Below are 21,178 nucleotides of genomic sequence, written 5' to 3'. Positions count from 1 at the left end.
GGCTTTTGCACATTTTCATAAGGTGTGTAAGAGCCTTTTTTGTATGTAGGAATAGGTTTGTTTTACACATTGTTACGCTACTTGTGATAAAAGTCTATTTACAGCGTAACAGTGTTATGTTACATTGTTATCAGGAAGGAGTGTTATACAGTTGAGTACAGATTTAATTTCAAAAAAAGATTTATTAGAACTAACTGGTATTTCATACGGACAGTTATATAGGTGGAAAAGAAAAAATTTAATTCCGGAAGATTGGTTTGTACGAAAATCAACGTTTACAGGTCAAGAGACATTTTTTCCGAAAGAAAAGATATTAGAGCGTATCGATAAAATCCAAACGATGAAAGAGGATTTATCACTTGATGAACTAGCGAACATGTTTTCGCCGAGTGTGAGAGAAATTCTTTTAACAAAGGAAGACATTTTATGCAAGGGGATTGCATCAGAACCAGTTTTACAATTTTTCATAGAACAAACGAATAAAAGAGCAGAGTTTCAATTTGTAGATATTCTTTATGTGTACATGTTAGAAGAATTACTACAATCAGGAGAGATTAGTTTAGAAGAAGGAAAAATGGTCTTGCAAGTTTTACGTGAAAATTATGAAGCAATTAAACATAAAACTTGTGACTTAATTATTGTCCGAAAGTTAGGTATTTCTACATGTTTATTGGTTTCAAACGTGGACGATTTAATTTTTGAAAAAGGCACCAAAATCGTTTTACGCGAAGCGATTATGAAATATACCGAAGCATTAAAAACTAAATTGTTGTAGTGGAGGAGAAAGTATGCGTACAGATAATTTGATTATAAATGGTTACGGTTCATCGAATGGTGGCGAGTTTCATAAAGTGCAATTAAACGGAAAAGGAACTGTGAATGGAAATGTTGAATGTGAGCAATTTGAATGTAACGGTTACGGTGCAGTTACTGGCGATTTGAAAAGTAGCAGTGCACGAATTAGCGGATCTGGTAAAGTTGATGGCACAGTTCATGCTGAAACGATGCGAATTGATGGAAAAGCAACAATTACGCAAAATGTAAAAGCAAACAGTTTAAAAATTGCAGGAAAAGGTACGATAGGTGGAAATGTCACTGGTGAAGAATTTAAAGTCAATGGTCAAGCTACAATTGACGGTAATTGTGAAGTGGATACTTTTTCTTCAGAAGGACAATTTACAATCGGTGGTTTATTAAGCGCAGATGAAATTAATATAAATATTCACGGTACATGTCGAGCGAAAGAAATTGGTGGTCAAACGATTAAAGTAAGACATAGATCAGGTACATTTAGTAGGCTATTTAAAACAGTATTTGGCTTGCAGTTAGAAGCTGAACTATTAGAAGGTGACAATATCGATATTGATTATGCTCACATAAGAACGGTAAGAGGAAACAATGTTACAGTAGGAGCAAACTGTGAGATTGAACTGATTGAATATACCGGTGTTCTTACTGTTGATAAAAATGCAAATGTAAAAGAAATTAAGCAGGTTTAACGGAAGGGAGAAATCAGTATGGAACATCCACATAGTCTCACAGTAAATGGTTCTGGTAATTCAGCAGGCGGAGATTATAATAAAGTGAAGATTCGCGGTGAAGGAACAATTACGAATGATATGAGTTGCAATGAGTTTAAAACGTACGGAACGAGTGATGTACGCGGTAATGTGAAAGTGAAAAACTATGTCGTGTATGGAGATAACGAAGTACAAGGAAATGTAGATGCGGAATATGTAAAAGTATATGGTAATACACAAATTCATGGTGATGCTCATATTGAAAAAACAAAAGTTAGAGGTATGATAAATATTGAAGGAAAGTTTTCAGGTGATTTCGTAGATGTAAAAGGTGCTTTAAATGTAAAGGGAGATATTGAAGTAGAAGATTTATCATTAACTGGTGGTCTTGAAAGTGATGGATTACTTAATGCTGAAAATATTCAAATCTCACTTCGTTATGAAGGCAGTAAGGTAAGAGAAATTGGTGGTAAAAAAATTACCGTTCGTAAAAAAGCGAGATTTATTCCTTTTACTAGTCATGCTGGAAACCTCCAAACTTCAATTGTTGAAGGAGATGATATCTATTTAGAACATACGATTGCTGAAGTTGTAAGAGGCAACAACGTCACAATTGGTCCTGGATGTGAAATTAGTGTTGTAGAATATCATACTAGTTTTAATCAAAAAGGTAATGCAGTCGTAAAAGAACATAAACAAATATAAGTAGTATGAGGGAGAGCAAGAGATATGGTTGAGAAGAATAATAAGCTCGGCTTTGTTGTGGCGGGCTTATTGCTAGGTATTTTAATGGCATCGATGGATAATACCATTGTCGTAACGGCGATGGGAACAATCGTTGGTGACTTAGGAGGCCTCGAAAACTTTGTATGGGTCGTTTCTGCCTATATGGTCGCAGAAATGGCAGGCATGCCTATTTTCGGTAAGCTATCAGATATGTATGGTAGAAAGAGATTCTTTATTTTCGGTTTAATTGTCTTTATGATTGGTTCGGCACTTTGTGGTACTGCTGAAAATATTACACAGTTAGGTATTTATCGTGCCATTCAAGGTATTGGCGGCGGGGCATTAGTGCCGATCGCGTTTACTATCGTTTTTGATATTTTTCCACCTGAAAAACGCGGGAAAATGGGTGGTTTATTCGGAGCTGTATTTGGATTATCTAGTATTTTCGGGCCATTACTTGGCGCATATATTACCGATTACATTAGCTGGCACTGGGTATTTTATATTAACTTACCACTTGGCATTTTAGCACTTATTTTTATTACATTCTTTTATAAAGAATCACGCGTTCATAGAAAGCAAAAGATTGATTGGTTTGGCGCAATTACTTTAGTTGGTGCAGTAGTTTCTTTAATGTTTGCGCTTGAACTAGGCGGACAAAAATATGATTGGGATTCTAGCTTTATTTTAAGTTTATTTGGTGGATTCGCTATTTTAATCATCGCATTCATTTTTATTGAACGAAAAGTAGAAGAACCAATTATTTCATTTGAGATGTTTAAGCAGCGCTTATTCGGAATGAGTACAATTATTGCATTATGTTACGGTGCTGCATTTATGTCAGCAACTGTTTACATTCCGTTATTCATTCAAGGTGTATACGGCGGGACTGCAACAAACTCAGGATTATTACTTTTACCTATGATGCTAGGATCAGTCGTAACAGCGCAGTTAGGTGGATTTTTAACGACTAAGCTGAGCTACCGAAACATTATGATTATTTCTGCTGTTATTATGTTAATCGGATTATTCTTATTAAGTACATTAACGCCAGAAACAAGTCGTGCATTATTAACGGTTTATATGATTATTATCGGATTTGGAGTAGGTTTCTCATTCTCTGTACTAAGTATGGCTTCAATTCATAACTTCGGTATGGAACAGCGTGGATCTGCAACTTCAACGAGTAACTTCATTCGTTCATTAGGAATGACACTAGGTATTACAATCTTCGGAATGATCCAAAGAACAGGTTTCCAAGATCAATTAGAAGAAGCATTTAAAGGGATGAGCGGGGGAATGAATACAAAATTAGGGGATTCAAGAGCCATTTTATCAGAATCGGCAAGATCTCAAATCCCTCCGCAAATATTAGATAAGATTATTGACGCTCTTTCTAGTTCAATTGTTCAAACATTCATGTGGGCATTGGTACCAGCTGGATTAGCATTCATGTTCATTTTCTTTATGGGAAATGAGCGTATGGTAATTAAGAAAGAACAAATGAATAAAAAGAGTGAAACATCAAAAGCGTAATGAAAAAGCTCCTTTCCAATTGGAAAGGAGCTTTTTCGTATGTACGGTGTTAGATTAGCCTTCGATAATTTCGTATTCTTCGTCTGCAAGTAATAAAATTTGCGTTTTCTTGCCTTTGTTTTGAACTTCGATTACATCGTATGCGCCTAAGTCTCTTACTTTGCTTTGAGAAGCGTTAACCATAACTTCAATAGAATCAATTAAGATATCTTCTTCAATATATGATTCAGGCAATGCCATATCTTCAGTATCTAATACACACGCATATAGATTTTGTAAATTTTCAGCAGTTGGGTTTTGTTCCTCAACATCAATGATATTTTTTACTGCATCCATATTTTCTTCTTTTGCTTGGTACACTTTAATTTTAGCCATAATTTTAATCTCCTTTATAACGTAATCGTAGAGGCTACACCTCATTATAACGTTTTTTTTATGAAAGATGAAATTGTTATATGTATTTATAGTAAAAATTATGTGTCCTTACTCAAAATTGGTGTAATTTCCATATAAATGTACGAGTAGGTAACGATAATGTTACGTTAAAGTTATATTGTCCAAGCTTTTCTTATTTTCTTCTTATATGTATGTAGTAGCAATTCTATATAGAGAAGGGATGGAGTATAAGTGGGTTGTGAACCGAGAGTTTCTAGAGATTTTGTTCAAGTACCTGAACTGGTAGGTTTTCGATTACTTTTATCACAGCCAGCTGGAGACCCTTTAAACTACGGATTATTATTTATTAATTTTCCTGATACGATTTTTATTTTTATATTGGCATCAAGCGGATACCTTGCCATTTCGAACTGTTTAAAAATAGAGGGCGGAACTGGTGATGCCGAAATAGAAGAGATGAAAAAAATGATAGAGGATGACGATAATACGTACAAGTCAGTTGTTAAATTGACTAAAGTATATAAGAACGGTGAGACGGAATCTTTTATTTATAAAAATGAGTTATAATACATGTATTTAAATGCACCCTCAAACTATTGTTGAGGGTTGTTACATAATTAATTATGTTGATCCTTCAAACCGTTTGTTAACGAGTAAGAAATATATTTATTGTTGACTTATTTTATAGGTTGATCATTTCATAGTTAGTAGATGTTATAATCATTTTATGTTTACTGATATTTTATAAATATTCGAAGTTTTAATTTAATAGTCAATTGCTTTTATGATGAACAGGTGGGTGTGTATATGAATACGAATTATGGAGCGCTCATGAAAATGTTAAGAGTAGTTGATTCTAAAGAAGGCGGGAATATAAATGATATATGAAGCGAATATACATACAAGAAAAAAACTAGTTTCTATGTTTGAGGATTTCAATAACGTTGTTTTACTTTCTTATTTACAAGGGCATATGGGTACTGCTTGGGTAAATGATCTTGAAAATCCAACAGTAGCACAAGTTACGGTAGGGATTTTTACATTTTACGCTGGAGACCCTAATACGAAAGAAACAGAAGAGTTATTACGTAATATTCCAGAAAGAATTTTAGTTATCGTAAATAGTGAAGAGTGGAAACAACGCTTAGAAACATTCCATGAAAGAAAAATAGATAAGTTTTTACGTTATAAATTCAAACGAAATCCAGAAGTTTTTAATCGTTCAAAATTACAATCTTTTATATCAACACTTCCAAAAGAATATGAGTTAAGAAGAATAGATGAGCATATCGCAAATAGCCCCAAATTACATAAGATATCTGAAGATTTTACAAGTCAATTTCATTCGGTAGAAGATTATATAAACCGTGGTATAGGTTATAGCATTTTATATAATGGAGAAGTTGTATGCGGTGCATCCTCCTATAGTATTTATAATGATGGGATTGAAATTGAAGTTGCGACTGATCACAATCATAGAAGAGAGGGCTTGGCAACTGTAGTTAGTGCAGCTATTATATTGGATTGCTTAGAAAATGGAAAGTATCCAAACTGGGACGCAGCGAATACTACATCTGCTAAACTAGCAGAAAAGTTAGGATATGAATTTGATAAGGCATATGATACTTATTTTGTAGATAATAGATGAGTGAAGGAGTTACATACTAAAAAATACATACGCCCTAGTACGTAAGTCTAGGGCGTATGTATTAGTTGGTAAATATCTTCATAACAATTTTATCACATTTTATCTTTTGAATGTTTGGAATTAAAGATATTTATGTGACTTTTTGAAGAAATAAAAGAGCAGCTAGCAAAAGCTAACTGCTCTTCTCCAAGGGGGAATGGAGAAATACAATCATGTTACCTATAGTATTGACAGAACATTGAGTTTTAATCAGCCATTTATAAAAGGAGAGATAAAATATCTTTGATTAATCCTTAGCTCCCATTAGGAGTACTGATAGAAAAACGATTGAGAATATATTTTTTTATTACATTTACAATTTGAAGAGTAGAACGTGTTTATCGTAATTCTCCAAACACCAATTATATTTTTTTAGAATGATTGGATGGACTGCTTCTTTCGTAGTATCGACTTCAGTATATCCATATTTCTTATAAAAGTTTTCTAATTCCTCAAAAGGAAGACAATATACATTTTGTATTTGTGATTTTTTTGCAGTTTCTACTAAAAATGAAACAAGCTCACCAGCTAATTGTAGCCCTCTAAATTGAGGCAGAATAAAAATTCCGCCCATTTCTAAAGTATCTTCATCTATTTGGACTAATCGGCCAACACCTGCATACTCGTTGTTATATGTAATAATTGCAACTTTATCTCTCTTTAAATCACTCCGTACAAATCCTATTGAGTCATATTGATTATTAACCCATTCTAAATCGTTAGATGTAGCCAATTGAATACTCATATACATCCTCCTTGGAAATACTAGCGCTCTCTTCATTATATAGAACATAAGATACTATATCAAAAGAACCTTGAGATAGCACATTTGTTTAAGTTATTAGTTAAAAGTGTGGGATTGCTGGCATTGAAATGATGGCTTCACCAAACATAGGATAATAATCTTGTGAATTTAGTGTTACATAGTCAAAATAAAAATTAGTTTATGTGTTCGGTAACGCAAGATTGTTTAAGTGTAGAGAAAATCATAGGGTTATTTTAATTAGTAGCTACTGTATTCATTGAAGCTATTAAGGAAACGTGGTAATCGCCAGCCCTAGTGATACAAATCATATTAGGATTTAGTAAAAAAAATTCTTCCTGAAAAAGAGGGGGATTAAAGATAAGAGCACTTCGAAAAGTGCCCTTCAGTAACGACTACTTATTCTAAAAAGAAAGGATGCAATATATCATATGAAGTTTAGTGTATTTAAGTATGGGTCTTTTATATAAATGTGAAATAAAAGAGGGTTGTCTTCTTATTAGAAGGCAGCTTTTTGTTATTACAAAAAAGAATTAGAAATAAAATATAAATTCAGTTACTTGTCCAAACAATTTTTTTGAAAATACATAAAATGCTAGTAGTTAGCCAATATTTTTATATTGCTAATTTTTTAGACTAAAAGGGGTGATTTTATGTGTGATTGTGAAGTTTGTAGAAGAAAGAAAAAACGTGATCCATTAAATCGGGGTTCTGAACCAAAAAAACAGGATTCCGAATCAGTAAATTCTTATTCATTTAGTAAAAATGCAAATTTTTTAGAAGAAGCTATACAAACAGATGAAATCGATCAAGTTTCTGAGGAATATATTGAAATAGTAGATTCAGCAGATGTACAAGTTACTACTACAGATACAAAAGCTGCACTATCTATCCAAGCCGCGTTACAAGCAGCTATTGTGGTTGTAGTAAGTATTTCTATAGCAGATAGTGAAAAGGCAGATAAAATAACACAAGAATTGTTTCAAAAATCATCTATTAAACAAATTAATAGACAAAAAACATTTATTAAAAATTCCAGAAACGTAACCGTAACAACTACTGATACAGATATTGCAGTGAATATTCAAATTCTTCTTCAAATTTTATTAGCGTTACTAGTTAAACTAAACATTTTATAAAGTGTCTATCCTATTTATATTTAGCTATAAGGGTTCACTCTAAGTAAATATTTTTTGTTGTAATATGTGGTACAAGCTTGGACTTTCTCATTATGACTGAATTAATATTCAAGATTGATGGGAAATTAAGTGTGGAAAACTACACAATAACAAAGGTGAACCTATTATTTAACAGTGAATAAAACTTATATATGTGAAGTAAAGGAAAGCTGTCTTCGTATTAGAAGACAGCTTTTTGATTTTATTAGTAAAAAGCCGTGAAAATAAAAGATTAAGTTACTTGTCCAAGCATTTTTTATTTAAATACATATAATGCTGGTAGTTAATCTAAATTTTTATAGAAAACTGATAGGAGTGAATATTGTAAATGGATGATTTAAATAAATTTTCTTCCTTTAAGTTTGATAAGGATCAAAAGAATATAATTATAGACCTTTTACTCTCAGATATTTTTAATAGGCATGGGATAAATGAAGAAAAACTAAAAAATTTATCGCCAGAAAAAAAGCAGCAAATTAAAAGTATTGTTTCTGAAATACAATCACAAGTTAATAATTATTTAGATTGAAAGGGGGTGAATGTATGAAAAAAACATGTCATTCAGATGAAAATAAAAGGTGGAGTGCATTAGACTCCTCAAATCCTCATCCATCTTTTAAAAATGCTACCGTTTCAGAAGCTGCAGCACAAGAAAGTAAAACTTACCAAATTTCTGAAGAATCTATTACAATAGTTGATTCAGCAGATGTAGAAGTTACTACTACAGATACAAAAGCTGCGTTATCTATTCAAGCTGCATTACAAGCAGCTATCGTGGTTATAATAAGTATTTCTATAGCAGATAGTGAAAAAGCTGACCGTGTAGCACAAGAATTGTTTCAAAAATCATCTATTAAACAAATTAATAAACAAGAAACTGTTATTAGAAATTCTAGAAATGTTACAGTTACGACTACAGATACAGACATAGCAGTAAATGTTCAAATTCTTCTCCAAATTTTATTAGCTTTACTAGTAAAATTAAATATTTTATAAAATGTTTAACCTTATTTAGATATAGTGCATCTTACAGGTAAATATTCACTGTTTTAATTATAGTACAGGCTATAAATATTTATCATAACTGGACTAATATTCAACATCACCAAAGTATGAATGTAAACAAACAATGTGATGGAAAATAAAGTTTGGTTATTTTATGAAAATTGAAAAGCCATTTCCTTTATTGGATTTGGCTTTTCAATTTTAAACAGTATGAATTTGAAAAGTTAATATTAAGTTAAAGAAGTAAAATATACGGATACAAAATACTTATAAAATTACTCGTGTTATAGAAAAATAATAAGAAAAAGGTGTTTAAAATAGAATCATTTTCATTAATAGTTCAAGTTTTGAAGAATAGTGCATACAATATAAAGTGTTTTCCTTTCTTCATTTAAGTTTTACGTATATAATTTAAAAGTACTATTTTTATTTTATTATTTTATATTTATAACAGAATAGAGGTTTAAAAATGAGTGTTAAAATCATTACGGATAGTGCGGCGGATTTACCAGTAGAATTGCTGCAAGCATATGATATTGATTTAATTCCACTCCGTGTATATGATGAAGCAGAAACAGAGTATTTAGATGGAGTAACATTAGAGTCAGTTACATTATTACAAAAAATGAGAGAAGGTGCTGTTTATAGAACATCATTGCCTTCACTTGAAACTTTCCAAGAAAAATTTGTTTCTTATGCAAAAGAAGGTAATCCTTGTATATATTTAGCTTTTTCATCTGAACTGTCTGGTACATATCAATCATCAGTTGTCATTAAAGAGGAAGTAAAAGAAACATATGCAGATTTAGATTTAGAAATTATTGATACAAAATGTGCTTCGCTTGGTCAAGGTCTTGTCGTTTTAGAAGCTGCTAAAATGTCAAAAGACGGCGCATCAAAAGAAGATATTTTAAACCGTGTCGCTTTTCTAATGAACCATATGGAGCACATCTTCAATGTAGCTGACTTACAGTACCTTGTTAGAGGTGGACGTTTAAGTAAAGTAGCTGGTTTTATCGGTGGTTTACTAAACATTAAGCCTATCTTAAACGTGGAAGAAGGAAAACTTGTACCACTTGAAAAGGTAAGAGGGAAAAAGAAAGTATTAAGCCGAATTGTTGATATTATGGAAGAGCGTGGTAAAGACCTTAAAGGTCAAACAATCGGTATCACTCATGGTGATGACTTAGAAACAGCGGAAGCATTAAAATCATTAATTACGGAAAGATTCGGTTGTGAAGTATTTATCGTAAATACAATTGGTGCAGCAATCGGAGCACATACAGGACCTGGCGTTATAACGTTATTTTTCTTAAATGAAGTAGAGTAAAGGATTGATCATTTGATCAATCCTTTTTTCTTTAATCTGTGATTACCGGTCGATATGGTATTGGTGAAGATAAAATCATCGAAGTTTTGACTGTTCCAAACGGAATAACGATATCAATTAATTCTTCTAATTCCTTCATAGAGTGAACTGCTACTTTTAAGTAATAGCTACTTTCACCTGTTACTCGGTGACATTCAAGTATTCTATGTTCTCCGTATATTTTTTCCTCAAATTTTTTACAAGGAATCTTTAAATTTTCAATTCTTAAAAATGCTTGAATTGATTTTCCAACTGCATCTAATGATATCCGTGCGGTATATTTCTCAATTATTCCAGTATCTTGTAATCTCTTTAGTCTTTCGGTAACACTAGGGCGGGTGAGGTGTAAGTGCTCAGTCATTTCTGTAATTGTCATTCTGGCATCTTCTTGCAGTAATAGGGTTATTTTCTTATCAATTTCATCCATGAATTATGCTCCTTTACAAATACGAAAGTGAAATTCTGAAATAAATACATAATGTAAAATCTAATGCCAGACTACATACAATTTTGAATATCAAATAGACTGACAACTTTCTATAATTAAAATATAAATGGAGGTGCATGTAATGTCTAATCATTTTAATGAAACAATTTCAATTAAAAGGGGAACTGCTTTATACGTTGGAGCGGTTCTAGGATCAGGAATTCTTATATTACCTGGTATGACAGCGAGTGTAGCAGAAGGGAATGCGATTGTTTCCTGGCTTGTTATGATAGCACTTAGTATTCCACTTGCGTTCACATTCGCTTTTTTATCGATTGAGCATCCAAGTACAGGTGGAATTGCTACTTTTTCAGAAAAAGCTTTTGGCAAAAATGTAGGTGCTATTATAGGTTGGTCTTTTTATATAGCAGGTAGTGTTGGGCAAATCGTTGTATCTTTGACTGGTGGCATGTATATAGTGAAGGTCTTTACGTTACCAGCATATTTTTCGTACGTTATAGCGCTGATTATTTTAAGTATTTCAATTGGTTTCAATTTATATGGGTTACAAATAAGTGGATTATTTCAAATATGTATAGGTGTATTAACTTTCATTATTTTAATCGTAACAATTATAAGTTCATTACCTTATATTGAAATGAAGCATATAAATGTACATATTTCTATGCAAAAAATAAACCCAATTTTAGAGGCATCATTATTAATTTTTTGGTCGTTTTTCGGTTGGGAAGCCATTACGAGTTTAGCGCCAGAATTTAAAACACCTAGAAAAAGAAATATTATTTTATCCACAGGATTTGCGATTGTTATTATTGGAGTTTTATATATTGGTATTGCATTATCAGTAATTGGAACGAAGTCTTATCATATAAACGCTGATAATACTACAGCTTTAGTGCTGGTAATCAAGCGAACTTTAGGTGACCAATTTGCATGGATAATTGGATTTTTAGCTTTTATCATTTGTTTAGGAACGACAAATGCATTTATAGCAAGTATGGGCCGTTTAGGTTATTCATTAGGGCAGGAAGAAGTTGCACCACGTTATTTGGCACATATTGATGAAAAAAGAGAAACGCCAACAAATGCAGTAAAAGTTGTAGGCTTTATCGCGATTATAGGTTTGTTAATAAATTTCGTTTTACAAGTCAGTATAGATAAAATTGTATTAATACCAAATTCATTAGGAATTATTACATATATAGTTGGTACTGCGGCCGGGATGAAATTAATAAAGAATAAGTTAGGGAAAATTTTTTCTATAGTGGCTTTTACATGTTGCATAGCGGTTTATCCTTTTATTGGGGGAGTAATACTTATTCCAGTGGCTGTATCATTCATATGCTTATGTTATGTAGGTTTCGGTAGCAGAAGAAAAGAGTATAAATAAGAATGTATTTATAGGAATTTAAATATTTGAAGATATCAAAATTTTGCCATTTCATATATAATTGTGTAGGAAGAAATATCTGTAACTATTTGTAAAAATAGGAGGCGACTATAAAAATGCAAGAAATTGCTAGATGGGATTTAAATCGCTTGTATTTGAATGAGGATATTCTATTTCCAATTTTGGAGTTGAAAGAGAAATATTTTGTAACAAAAGATGTAGAGGTTCTTTCAAAGCTAATACAAGCTATTGAGAAAACAGAATACTATTTGTACTGTAGATCAGTTGAAGAAAGTGTACCATCTGACCTTACTAAATTGACCGTGAAAGTGAAGGAACTAAAAAATGAATTACAGCAAGTAATAAAACATAATGAAGTGGAAACTTCAGATAATACTAAGTTAATAAAAGATGAGCTTAATGCTTGGGAAAATATGTACATACAATTACGGGATAGGATAGAAATAGAGCACAATAATAAACAATTATCCTTTGGACAAGCAAATACTATTGCAATGAATAGTGATAATGAAAAGGAAAGATTAGAAGTATTCGAGTTACTTACAAGTACTTTACATAAGGAAAAAGAAATCTTTGCTACTGTATTAAATCAAATAGGGAGATTGCGTAATGCAAAGAGTAATGAAATAGAAGATAGAGAGATTTTAACACAATCTTTTCATGCGAATGGCATTTCAGAAACTGTATTATTCCAAATGTGGAATGCGACAGAAGAAAACCTTGATAAATTAGTAAGTGCTTTAAACGTATATAAGAAAGGAAAAGCTTCAATTACATGGCATGAACTTATGACGGTAAAGGAAAGTAATGAGATCATGATTCCTTTTTCAGTAGCAATACAAAACGTTTATGATGCATGTAAGAATATTGATGAAGAATTAGCAGAATTTGCACGTAATGCGATAGAAAGTGGTTGGGTAGATGCTGAACCGAGAGAGAATAAACCACCAGGTGGGTTTTGTGCTCCATTTTTCAGTGAGAAAGAATCGAGAATTTCCATTCGTTATGATGGGAGTATAGATAGTGTAAGAGTGCTCGCTCATGAATTAGGACATGCTTGGCACTTTTATAATATGAGTTTTGAACAATCTACGTCTTTTTTAGATGATTATTTGCCAATGAGTACGGCTGAATCAGCATCTATTTTCTTTGAAACGGTACTCGTAAATTATCTAATTGAAACAACGGATAGTAAAGATACGAAAAAGTCATTACTTAGCTGGAAAATAAGAAATAGTTTTAATTATGTAATGGCAATACGAGCATCGTATCAGTTTGAAAAAACATTTTATGAAAAATGTAAAGAGGGTCCTTTAAGTGCTGATGAAATTGAGAAATTATCTATAATTGCACAAAAAGAAGCTTATGGAAAAGCTTTAAGTGAATACCAGCCGTTTGTATGGATGAAATATATTCAATTTTATATAGCAGATGTTCCTTTTTACAATTATCCATACACATTTGGATATTTAGTAAGTTTTAGCTTATTAGAAATAGCTCAAGAAGGTAAAAGTACTTTTCATTCGAAATATAAAGAGTTCTTACGAGAAACAGGAAAGGCTCCAGTAGAGGAGCTTATGAAAAAACATTTTGAAATAGATATAAGAAATTATGAATTTTGGAATAAAGCTTTTATTCAAATTTCTAAAGACATTGATGAATATTTGCAGCTTATGTAAGGGGAGAGTACAGTGGATCAGCAGTTTATAAAAGGTATACCTTTTTCAACTTTAGAATATGCAAAAGCTATAAGTTTATTAAAAGGTTGGCTACATGAACAACAAGAGAAACCAAGGTTTGTAGTAACTGCAAATCCTGAAATTGTTATGTCTGCAAAGGAAAATACGGAAAAATCAAAGGAATTTAAAAAGATGTTACTATCTGCGGATTTAATAACAGCGGATGGGATTGGTGTCATAATTGGCTCGAAAATATTAAAAGGAAGTTTGAAAGAACGTGTTACTGGGGCGGATTTAACTCACGATTTAATAAAATATTGTAACGACAATGAATATCGTGTCTTTCTTTTTGGAGCTGCGCCAGAAAGTAATAACAAGGCATTAGAAAAATTAAATGAGCAGTTCCCAGGAGCACAATTTAAAGGACAGCATGGATTTGTAAATGGTGAAGAAATAGAGGAAATAAAAATGAAAATTAAGCAGTTCAAGCCGCATTTACTACTCGTAGGACTAGGTTCACCAAAACAAGAAGAGTTCATCTATGAAAACATACAAACATTAAACGTTCCGCTATCTATTGGTATCGGAGGCATGATTGATATAATATCTGGTACTGTAAAAAGAGCACCAAAAATAATGAGGGATACTGGAACTGAATGGCTGTATAGGTTACTCTCACAGCCGAAAAGATTAAAGAGACAACTTGTACTTCCGAAATTTTTATTATCGGTTATGTCTGAGCGGATTAAAGGGATTAATTAATAAAGGGGACTACATACATGAACAGAATCGGCATTATTGGAGCAATGCAAATTGAAATAGATTTACTTTTAGAAAAACTAGTTATACAAGAGGAACAGACAATAGCGGGAATGCCTTTTTATATTGGAGAATTCATGGGAACAGAAGTAATTATTACACGTTCTGGTGTAGGGAAAGTAAATGCAGCTGCATGCGCGCAAACATTAATTCATAAATTTGATGTAGACTCTATCATTAATACGGGCGTTGCTGGTGGATTACATTCAGATGTAAAAGTCGGCGATATAGTTATTTCAACGAATGTTACTCATCATGATGTAAGTAAAACTCAAATGAAAAACTTATTTCCGTTCCAAGAAGAATTTATTGCAAGTAAGGAATTGGTAGAGTTAGCACGTAAAGCTTGTATTAGTAGTAGTTTACAGATTGCAGTTCATGAAGGAAGAATTGTCAGCGGTGAATGTTTTGTTGAAGATTCAAAGTTAAAGGCGAAATTAATAGACGAATACGCACCTCATTGTACAGAAATGGAAGGGGCAGCAATTGGACATGTTGCCTATATAAATGATATACCGTTTCTCATTATAAGATGTATTTCTGACAGCGCAAATGATGAAGCTCAAATTTCTTATGATGACTTCGCGAAAACTGCTGCGAATTATTGCTCAGAAATTATTATTGAGATGCTTAAAAATATATCTGGTAAAACCATAGTCCAAAAGGAGAGATAGGAATGTTACAAGCATTAATTTTTGATATGGATGGTACGTTATTTCAAACAGATAAAATTTTAGAATTATCATTAGATGATACTTTTGATCACTTAAGATCATTACAATTATGGGATACAGTAACACCAATTGATAAATATAGAGAAATTATGGGTGTGCCGTTACCGAAAGTTTGGGAAGCTTTATTACCGGATCATTCTATTGAAATAAGAGAACAAACAGATGCATATTTTTTAGATAGACTTATTGAAAACATAAAAAGCGGAAAAGGCGCTTTATATCCAAATGTAAAAGAAATATTTACATATATAAAAGAAAATAATTGTTCCATTTACATTGCTAGTAATGGTTTGAAAGAATATTTACGAGCAATCGTAACTTATTATGCTTTAGACAAGTGGGTGATTGAAACGTTTAGTATTGAACAAATACAATCGCTAAATAAAGGTGACTTAGTTAAAAGTATTATGAACAAATATGATATAAAAGAGGCAGCGGTAGTTGGTGACCGGCTATCTGATATAAATGCAGCGAAAGACAACGGTTTACTTGCAATTGGGTGTAATTTTGATTTTGCGCAAGAAGATGAACTTGCTCAGGCTGATGTAGTAATAGATGATTTAATGGAGTTGAAGGGGATATTACCTGCTGTACAGAGGTAAATAAAGTGTGTGCGTTTTTTGCCAAGTCCTATATGTCTTAGTTTATGGAGGGAATATGATTAAAAATAATTTTAAAATTAGTAATATTCCTGCGGTTTTATGGGGAGATAAGAGTGATAAAATTTTTATTGCAGTACATGGAAATATGTCAAATAAGGAAGATACAATTATTCAAATATTAGCTGAAGAAGCCAAACAAAAAGGTTATCAAGTATTAAGCTTTGATTTACCTGAGCATGGAGAAAGAAAAGATGATAATACGCCTTGCAAAGTACAGATTTGTGTTAGTGAATTATCTATAATTATGAATTATGCAAAAGAACATTGGAAAGAAATAAACGTGTTTGCATGTAGTATGGGAGCGTATTTTAGCCTTTTAGCTTATCAAAATGATGTGGTAGAAAAGGCATTATTTTTATCACCAGTAGTTAATATGGAACGAATTATCGAAAATATGATGAAATGGTTTAATGTAACACCAGAGCTTTTGCAAAAAGAAATGACTATAGAGACACCTATTGGTCAAAAGTTACATTGGGATTATTTATGCTATGTAAAAGAACATCCTATTAATATATGGAATATAGATACATATATTATGTACGGAGCTAAGGATGAACTGTGTGAACTTGAAACTATTAACTATTTTACAGAAAAACATCGTTGTGAATTAGAAGTTATGGAGACGGGTGAACATTACTTTCATACCGAAGAACAGTTAAAGATATTTGAACAGTGGTTACACAAACATATCAATTAATAAATGATGAATGTATACACTTAAACAAACACATGCTTTAATTCGATAAGAATTAAACAACTTTAAAGAGCCTTATCACACACTAGATTGTAGCAAGGCTCTTATATTTTCATAATAAAATTAATCAACTGTATTATCGGTTTACATATGAAGTGAAGAATACGCACGCTATAAATTACATAAAGTAACAACCATAAAAATGCTCAGAATAAATGATTCTCGAGCATTTTTATGTATTTTCATACTTAGGGGGAATGGACTTGAAAGATATACATATTCAACAAATAGAAAATTTAATGGAATATGAATTCAGTCATCTCGTTCAAGACAGTGAAGAAGAAGGTTTTAATTTCCTTATAAGGCTAATAAATGAATATAAAAACAAAATAAATGTATTCAATAAAACTGGAGAATGTTTATATGGTGTTTTCCAAGGTGATATGTTAATTGGAGTTGGAGGTTTAAATGAGGATCCGTACACAAAAGACAATAAGATTGGGCGGTTAAGGAGATTTTATATTTCAAGGGATTATCGGCGTTTAGGGTTAGGGAACTTATTATTAAACCAACTATTATGTCATGCGGAAAAGTATTTTGAAGTGATTGTTTTACATACTGACACGAAGCAAGGGGATGTGTTTTATACTGCGAATGGATTTGTAAAAGGGGGATTATATAAGGGATCGAGTCACTACAAACTATTATAGAGATTGCTATCCAAATAATAGCTACGAACAGGTTTTTTGTTGGTAAATCGATATATCTTAAAAATCGCTGATATATGAAGTTGCGATCCTTATATTAAAAAACAACTTTTATAATTTCATTTACTAAATTGTTATTATAAAAAAGAGCACCTTAGCTTTTAAAATTTAGCTTATAAGGTGACTCCTTTTCAGTCAATTATGTTTTAACCTTCATTTGTTTCAATAATAATCCTGGTTTACCTTTTACATAATAAAAATGCGGATTATTTTCATCATCATAAAGCATAATATAAGGCTTTTCATTTAGTGGGAGCAGTATAAGTACTTCGTCTATTGTAGTGTGTAACCATTGATTAGTAATAGAAACCGGCTTAGATAAAGGGATTTTTATCATATAGCCATCTTTTGGAACGACATTTAAGTTTTTAAATGGACCAGTAATTGATTTAGCGTATTGAACTGCGTCTTTTTGGATTACTGGATCTAAAGATTGTTTTTGAATGACCATTTCTTTTTGACAATCAAATACTTCAATTTGTTGATTTGTATTTGCGAACGCATTTGTTGATAATAGAAATAGAAGAAGAGAAATGACCCCGATTTTTTTTATCATAGTACAACACCTCACCATTACTATCCCCTCAAAAGCTTTAAATATTTTTCTGTCACATTCATGTAACAAAGATGTTGTATGATACAATTGGTTTTTGTTTAAAAGCAATGGAGGAAAAAATATGAAAGTTTTAATTGCAGATGACGAACAAGATATGTTAAGGATTTTAAAAGCTTATTTTGAAAAAGAAGGCTTTGAAGTATTATTAGCGAAAGACGGAGAGGAAGCACTTCAAATATTTTATGATGAAAAAATTGATTTAGCTATTTTGGATTGGATGATGCCGAAACATAGTGGTATTACTGTCTGTCAGGAAATAAAAAAGAATTCAAGCGTAAAAGTATTAATGCTTACGGCGAAAAGTGAAAGTGAAGATGAATTAGCAGCGCTTCAAAGTGGGGCAGATGAGTACGTAAAAAAACCATTTCATCCAGGAGTACTAATTACACGAGCGAAAAAACTTATTCAGCATGATGATATTATTCAAGTACAAGATGTAAAGATAAATTTCGCCAAAAATAAAGTATATAAAAATGATATAGAGTTAGAAATTACAAAAACAGAGCTCGAATTAATAAAATGCTTTTTAAATCATAAAGGAACTATTTTAACTCGTAAAAAATTGTTAGACATTGTATGGGGATTTGACTATTTTGGAGAAGAGAGAACGGTTGATACACATGTAAGAAGGCTGCGTAAAAAAATTGGAGAAAATATTATTAAGACGCATCGTGGGCTGGGTTATAGTTTGGAGGAACAAAGTGAATAAACTTGGGAAAAAGCTATTTCTCAGCATTTCTTTAACCGTTATTCTTATATTTACAATTTCTTTATTATTAATTAACTTTCTCCTGCCGAAATATAATATTTATAAAACACGTGAAAACTTAAATGAATTTACAACTCAAATACAAAATGCGCCAGTCAATGATTTAGAAGATGTTATTCATACAATTGAAAGTGAAAATAATGTTACAATTGCGTATACGCCAATTAATCAGTCAGAAGATGCTATGAACGACGCGTTACGCATGCAACTTACGAAAAAGAAAGTAACGTTAAATAAGCTTTGGATTACGAAAGACGAAGTTATGAAAGTGAAGACGGAAGGGCAATCGAATAAACTGTACGATCAAGGAAAGGTAAAAGCGAGTTTTTTTGCTAAATATATTGCGAAAGATGATACGATAATTTTAATTGGGACTTCCATTGCGAATTCAAATGAAATTATAAATACGTTAAATACATTTTACTTATATATCCTATGTTTCTCGCTCCTTCTTATTATTTTACTTGTGTGGATACTTTCAAAAATAATAACGACACCACTGAAAGAGTTAAGTGATGTGGCTCAGGATATTTCACATTTGCAGTTTAAAAGAACGAAAGTGAAAACGAATGATGAAATAGGAGAGTTGGCCAATAGTATTAATATCATGAGTGAAAAACTACATGAAGCACATCAAGACTTAACTTATCGTAATGAACATTTAAAACGATTTATGGGTGATGTAACGCATGAATTAAAGACACCGATCGCATTAGTAAAAGCATACTCTATGGGGATTAAAGATGGATTAGATGATGGGACTTATGTAGATACAATTATTAAACAAACAGATCAAATATCAAACTTAATTGAAGAATTATTACGATTTTCTAAACTAGAAAGAGATATTTTACAAAAAGAAGAATTCCCCATTGAACCACTGGTCCAGAGTATATTAGATAAGCATCAGATTGAACTGGATTCGAAAGAAATTAACTTGCAAGTAAATTGTAATGCGGGCGATACAATCGTTTATGCAGATTTAAATAAAATGAGAATGGTGTTTCAAAATTTAATTTCTAATGCGATAAAATATACAGCAAATCAAAACATAATAATTACATTAGAAGATAGAAATAAAAGTATATATTTCCAAATAAAAAATGGCATTCCTACGGATAAAATTAAGGATATCGAGAAAATTTGGGAGCCTTTTTATGTACTAGAATCTTCTCGTAGTAAAGAAAAATCAGGTACAGGATTAGGTTTAGCGATAGTGAAAAGTATTTTAGAAAGGCATGGTTTTGAATATGGAGTTTCCTCTATAGATGGAGAAATTCAATTTTATATAAATGTGAAAAAGGACTAATGAAAATATTAGTCCTTTTTGCAGCTTTAGAGATTAGCGATACAGGATGAATCACCATAATTTTCAAAATTGATGTATTAAATGGAGAATTAGCAAATGTTCTACTTTCATTAAATTCACGTGAAGTTCACAGGAAAACGTTATATTTAAATAGTTATATTTGAATTTAATGAAGTGAGGTATTCAGATTTGAAAAGAAAGAAATTAGTAATTGGTAGCATTTTAATGGGTATGACGTTATCTTTATCTGCATGTGGTTCATCAGATAATATTGTAACGACAAAATCAGGAAGCATTTCAGAAAGTGATTTTAACAAAAAATTAAAAGAAAACTACGGTAAACAGAATTTATCTGAAATGGTAGTAGAAAAAGTATTAAATGATAAATATAAAGTTACGGATGAAGAGGTAACGAAACAACTAAAAGAATTAAAAGACAAGATGGGCGATAATTTTAATACATATATGGAATCCAATGGTGTGAAAAATGAAGATCAGTTGAAAGAGAAATTAAAGCTTACTTTTGCTTTTGAAAAAGCTATTAAAGCAACCGTAACGGAAAAAGATATTAAAGATCATTATAAGCCAAAGCTTCAAGTTAGCCATATTTTAGTAAAAGATGAAAAGACAGCAAAAGAAATTAAAGAAAAATTAAATAGTGGCGAAGATTTCGCGGCATTGGCTAAACAATATTCAGAGGATCCAGGTTCTAAAGAAAAAGGTGGGGAACTATCTGAATTTGGACCTGGTATGATGGTGAAAGAATTTGAGGATGCTGCGTATAAGTTAGAAGTTGGTCAATTGAGTGAACCTGTTAAATCTTCTTTCGGATATCATATTATTAAGCTAACGGATAAAAAAGAGCTTAAACCGTATGAGGAAGAGAAAGAGAATATTCGTAAAGAATTAGAACAGCAACGTATACAAGATCCTCAATTCCATCAACAAGTTACTAGAGAACTGCTTAAAAATGCAGATATAAAGGTATCTGATAAAGACTTGAAAGATACCTTTAAAGAGTTAGAAAAATAATAAATGGAATGTAAGGCAAGCGATAGAAATATCGGTTGTCTTTTTCTCTATTTAT

The 21,178-nt window shown here is 31.7% G+C and carries 23 protein-coding genes and 1 pseudogene; 20 read left to right on the top strand and 4 right to left on the bottom strand.

The annotated features are described in order from the left end of the window. Positions 1-151 precede the first annotated feature (151 nt). The 4 genes from BHV55_RS14300 to BHV55_RS14285 are packed head-to-tail and all read left to right on the top strand — an operon-like array spanning position 152 to position 3,782. A complete protein-coding gene (locus BHV55_RS14300) occupies positions 152-775 on the top strand; it encodes a YhbD family protein (protein ID WP_000102238.1) in 624 nt (207 codons plus the stop codon). A gap of 13 nt (positions 776-788) precedes the next feature. Further along, positions 789-1,499: a bactofilin family protein gene (locus BHV55_RS14295; RefSeq protein ID WP_001258384.1), complete on the top strand. Its 711-nt coding sequence runs from the start codon at positions 789-791 to the stop codon at positions 1,497-1,499. A gap of 18 nt (positions 1,500-1,517) precedes the next feature. Further along, entirely contained in the window at positions 1,518-2,225 is a 708-nt protein-coding gene (locus BHV55_RS14290) for a hypothetical protein (protein WP_000400911.1), read from the top strand. A 24-nt stretch (positions 2,226-2,249) separates the two neighbouring features. After that, complete coding sequence (locus tag BHV55_RS14285; RefSeq protein WP_000229619.1) at positions 2,250-3,782, top strand: MDR family MFS transporter; 1,533 nt, start codon at positions 2,250-2,252, stop codon at positions 3,780-3,782. Positions 3,783-3,836: 54 nt separating this feature from the next. Here the strand turns inward: BHV55_RS14285 and BHV55_RS14280 are convergent, their stop codons facing one another. Continuing rightward, positions 3,837-4,157, bottom strand: a complete 321-nt coding sequence (locus BHV55_RS14280) for a hypothetical protein (protein WP_001062727.1) — start codon at positions 4,155-4,157, stop codon at positions 3,837-3,839. 261 nt (positions 4,158-4,418) lie between these two features. Here BHV55_RS14280 and BHV55_RS14275 point away from each other — a divergent pair. Both BHV55_RS14275 and BHV55_RS14270 read left to right on the top strand, forming a co-directional pair. Then, positions 4,419-4,745, top strand: a pseudogene (locus BHV55_RS14275) (BC_2878 family exosporium-associated protein); the annotation flags it as partial. Positions 4,746-5,055: 310 nt separating this feature from the next. Then, positions 5,056-5,826, top strand: coding sequence for a GNAT family N-acetyltransferase (locus BHV55_RS14270; protein ID WP_000638735.1), 771 nt, complete (start codon positions 5,056-5,058; stop codon positions 5,824-5,826). 352 nt (positions 5,827-6,178) lie between these two features. Here BHV55_RS14270 and BHV55_RS14265 read toward each other — a convergent pair whose 3' ends face one another. Further along, positions 6,179-6,610, bottom strand: coding sequence for a GNAT family N-acetyltransferase (locus tag BHV55_RS14265; RefSeq protein WP_000027162.1), 432 nt, complete (start codon positions 6,608-6,610; stop codon positions 6,179-6,181). 671 nt (positions 6,611-7,281) lie between these two features. On the opposite strand from BHV55_RS14265, the gene BHV55_RS14260 reads away from it, so the two are divergent. The 4 genes from BHV55_RS14260 (at position 7,282) to BHV55_RS14245 (ending at position 10,141) form a co-directional block, all read left to right on the top strand. Next, positions 7,282-7,767 (top strand): spore coat protein, encoded by a 486-nt coding sequence (locus BHV55_RS14260; RefSeq protein WP_000332786.1) that lies wholly within the window; start codon positions 7,282-7,284, stop codon positions 7,765-7,767. Between the two features lie 367 nt (positions 7,768-8,134). Then, a complete protein-coding gene (locus BHV55_RS14255) occupies positions 8,135-8,335 on the top strand; it encodes a spore coat protein W (RefSeq protein WP_000342253.1) in 201 nt (66 codons plus the stop codon). 14 nt (positions 8,336-8,349) lie between these two features. After that, on the top strand, positions 8,350-8,802 hold the full coding sequence (locus BHV55_RS14250; protein WP_000750486.1) for a spore coat protein: 453 nt from the start codon (positions 8,350-8,352) through the stop codon (positions 8,800-8,802). Between the two features lie 478 nt (positions 8,803-9,280). Continuing rightward, positions 9,281-10,141, top strand: coding sequence for a DegV family protein (locus tag BHV55_RS14245; RefSeq protein ID WP_070757915.1), 861 nt, complete (start codon positions 9,281-9,283; stop codon positions 10,139-10,141). Positions 10,142-10,172: 31 nt separating this feature from the next. On the opposite strand, the gene BHV55_RS14240 is transcribed toward BHV55_RS14245, so the two are convergent. After that, positions 10,173-10,607 (bottom strand): Lrp/AsnC family transcriptional regulator, encoded by a 435-nt coding sequence (locus BHV55_RS14240; protein WP_000343328.1) that lies wholly within the window; start codon positions 10,605-10,607, stop codon positions 10,173-10,175. Between the two features lie 142 nt (positions 10,608-10,749). Between BHV55_RS14240 and BHV55_RS14235 the strand changes: the two genes are divergently transcribed. The 7 genes from BHV55_RS14235 to BHV55_RS14205 all read left to right on the top strand — a co-directional run bounded on the left by BHV55_RS14235 (position 10,750) and on the right by BHV55_RS14205 (position 17,340). After that, positions 10,750-12,018: an APC family permease gene (locus BHV55_RS14235; RefSeq protein WP_070757913.1), complete on the top strand. Its 1,269-nt coding sequence runs from the start codon at positions 10,750-10,752 to the stop codon at positions 12,016-12,018. A gap of 116 nt (positions 12,019-12,134) precedes the next feature. After that, a complete protein-coding gene (locus BHV55_RS14230) occupies positions 12,135-13,718 on the top strand; it encodes a M3 family metallopeptidase (RefSeq protein WP_070757910.1) in 1,584 nt (527 codons plus the stop codon). 12 nt (positions 13,719-13,730) lie between these two features. Beyond that, complete coding sequence (locus tag BHV55_RS14225; protein WP_000372654.1) at positions 13,731-14,480, top strand: WecB/TagA/CpsF family glycosyltransferase; 750 nt, start codon at positions 13,731-13,733, stop codon at positions 14,478-14,480. 17 nt (positions 14,481-14,497) lie between these two features. Then, on the top strand, positions 14,498-15,211 hold the full coding sequence (locus BHV55_RS14220) for a 5'-methylthioadenosine/adenosylhomocysteine nucleosidase (RefSeq protein WP_001079723.1): 714 nt from the start codon (positions 14,498-14,500) through the stop codon (positions 15,209-15,211). Between the two features lie 2 nt (positions 15,212-15,213). Next, on the top strand, positions 15,214-15,873 hold the full coding sequence (locus BHV55_RS14215) for an HAD family hydrolase (RefSeq protein ID WP_000938413.1): 660 nt from the start codon (positions 15,214-15,216) through the stop codon (positions 15,871-15,873). Between the two features lie 55 nt (positions 15,874-15,928). Then, on the top strand, positions 15,929-16,633 hold the full coding sequence (locus BHV55_RS14210; protein ID WP_070757908.1) for an alpha/beta hydrolase: 705 nt from the start codon (positions 15,929-15,931) through the stop codon (positions 16,631-16,633). Between the two features lie 212 nt (positions 16,634-16,845). Further along, a complete protein-coding gene (locus BHV55_RS14205) occupies positions 16,846-17,340 on the top strand; it encodes a GNAT family N-acetyltransferase (RefSeq protein ID WP_116269177.1) in 495 nt (164 codons plus the stop codon). Positions 17,341-17,536: 196 nt separating this feature from the next. Here BHV55_RS14205 and BHV55_RS14200 read toward each other — a convergent pair whose 3' ends face one another. Next, on the bottom strand, positions 17,537-17,953 hold the full coding sequence (locus tag BHV55_RS14200) for a hypothetical protein (RefSeq protein WP_070757906.1): 417 nt from the start codon (positions 17,951-17,953) through the stop codon (positions 17,537-17,539). Positions 17,954-18,074: 121 nt separating this feature from the next. Between BHV55_RS14200 and BHV55_RS14195 the strand changes: the two genes are divergently transcribed. From BHV55_RS14195 to BHV55_RS14185, 3 genes are all read left to right on the top strand, one after another. Next, the gene (locus tag BHV55_RS14195) at positions 18,075-18,722 is read left to right on the top strand and encodes a response regulator transcription factor (protein WP_000865979.1); all 648 of its coding nucleotides are present in this window, start codon (positions 18,075-18,077) and stop codon (positions 18,720-18,722) included. Next, complete coding sequence (locus tag BHV55_RS14190; protein WP_065703891.1) at positions 18,715-20,091, top strand: sensor histidine kinase; 1,377 nt, start codon at positions 18,715-18,717, stop codon at positions 20,089-20,091. The genes BHV55_RS14195 and BHV55_RS14190 overlap by 8 nt, the downstream gene beginning before the upstream one ends. Positions 20,092-20,280: 189 nt before the next feature. Continuing rightward, complete coding sequence (locus BHV55_RS14185; protein WP_002103226.1) at positions 20,281-21,123, top strand: peptidylprolyl isomerase PrsA; 843 nt, start codon at positions 20,281-20,283, stop codon at positions 21,121-21,123. The last annotated feature ends 55 nt before the right edge of the window (positions 21,124-21,178 follow it).

Source organism: Bacillus sp. RZ2MS9 (genome assembly GCF_001816185.2).
Taxonomy (GTDB): domain Bacteria; phylum Bacillota; class Bacilli; order Bacillales; family Bacillaceae_G; genus Bacillus_A; species Bacillus_A cereus.
This window is presented reverse-complemented; position numbering and strand designations above follow the sequence as displayed.

Bases quoted from the DNA above. Each gene is read 5' to 3' on its own strand.
- BHV55_RS14290 (WP_000400911.1), top strand. From the start codon at position 1,518: ATGGAACATCCACATAGTCTCACAGTAAATGGTTCTGGTAATTCAGCA.
- BHV55_RS14240 (WP_000343328.1), bottom strand. From the start codon at position 10,607: ATGGATGAAATTGATAAGAAAATAACCCTATTACTGCAAGAAGATGCC.
- BHV55_RS14205 (WP_116269177.1), top strand. From the start codon at position 16,846: ATGATTCTCGAGCATTTTTATGTATTTTCATACTTAGGGGGAATGGAC.
- BHV55_RS14230 (WP_070757910.1), top strand. From the start codon at position 12,135: ATGCAAGAAATTGCTAGATGGGATTTAAATCGCTTGTATTTGAATGAG.
- BHV55_RS14270 (WP_000638735.1), top strand. From the start codon at position 5,056: ATGATATATGAAGCGAATATACATACAAGAAAAAAACTAGTTTCTATG.
- BHV55_RS14235 (WP_070757913.1), top strand. From the start codon at position 10,750: ATGTCTAATCATTTTAATGAAACAATTTCAATTAAAAGGGGAACTGCT.
- BHV55_RS14250 (WP_000750486.1), top strand. From the start codon at position 8,350: ATGAAAAAAACATGTCATTCAGATGAAAATAAAAGGTGGAGTGCATTA.
- BHV55_RS14280 (WP_001062727.1), bottom strand. From the start codon at position 4,157: ATGGCTAAAATTAAAGTGTACCAAGCAAAAGAAGAAAATATGGATGCA.
- BHV55_RS14215 (WP_000938413.1), top strand. From the start codon at position 15,214: ATGTTACAAGCATTAATTTTTGATATGGATGGTACGTTATTTCAAACA.
- BHV55_RS14285 (WP_000229619.1), top strand. From the start codon at position 2,250: ATGGTTGAGAAGAATAATAAGCTCGGCTTTGTTGTGGCGGGCTTATTG.
- BHV55_RS14265 (WP_000027162.1), bottom strand. From the start codon at position 6,610: ATGAGTATTCAATTGGCTACATCTAACGATTTAGAATGGGTTAATAAT.
- BHV55_RS14295 (WP_001258384.1), top strand. From the start codon at position 789: ATGCGTACAGATAATTTGATTATAAATGGTTACGGTTCATCGAATGGT.
- BHV55_RS14200 (WP_070757906.1), bottom strand. From the start codon at position 17,953: ATGATAAAAAAAATCGGGGTCATTTCTCTTCTTCTATTTCTATTATCA.
- BHV55_RS14220 (WP_001079723.1), top strand. From the start codon at position 14,498: ATGAACAGAATCGGCATTATTGGAGCAATGCAAATTGAAATAGATTTA.
- BHV55_RS14210 (WP_070757908.1), top strand. From the start codon at position 15,929: ATGATTAAAAATAATTTTAAAATTAGTAATATTCCTGCGGTTTTATGG.
- BHV55_RS14255 (WP_000342253.1), top strand. From the start codon at position 8,135: ATGGATGATTTAAATAAATTTTCTTCCTTTAAGTTTGATAAGGATCAA.
- BHV55_RS14195 (WP_000865979.1), top strand. From the start codon at position 18,075: ATGAAAGTTTTAATTGCAGATGACGAACAAGATATGTTAAGGATTTTA.
- BHV55_RS14260 (WP_000332786.1), top strand. From the start codon at position 7,282: ATGTGTGATTGTGAAGTTTGTAGAAGAAAGAAAAAACGTGATCCATTA.
- BHV55_RS14245 (WP_070757915.1), top strand. From the start codon at position 9,281: ATGAGTGTTAAAATCATTACGGATAGTGCGGCGGATTTACCAGTAGAA.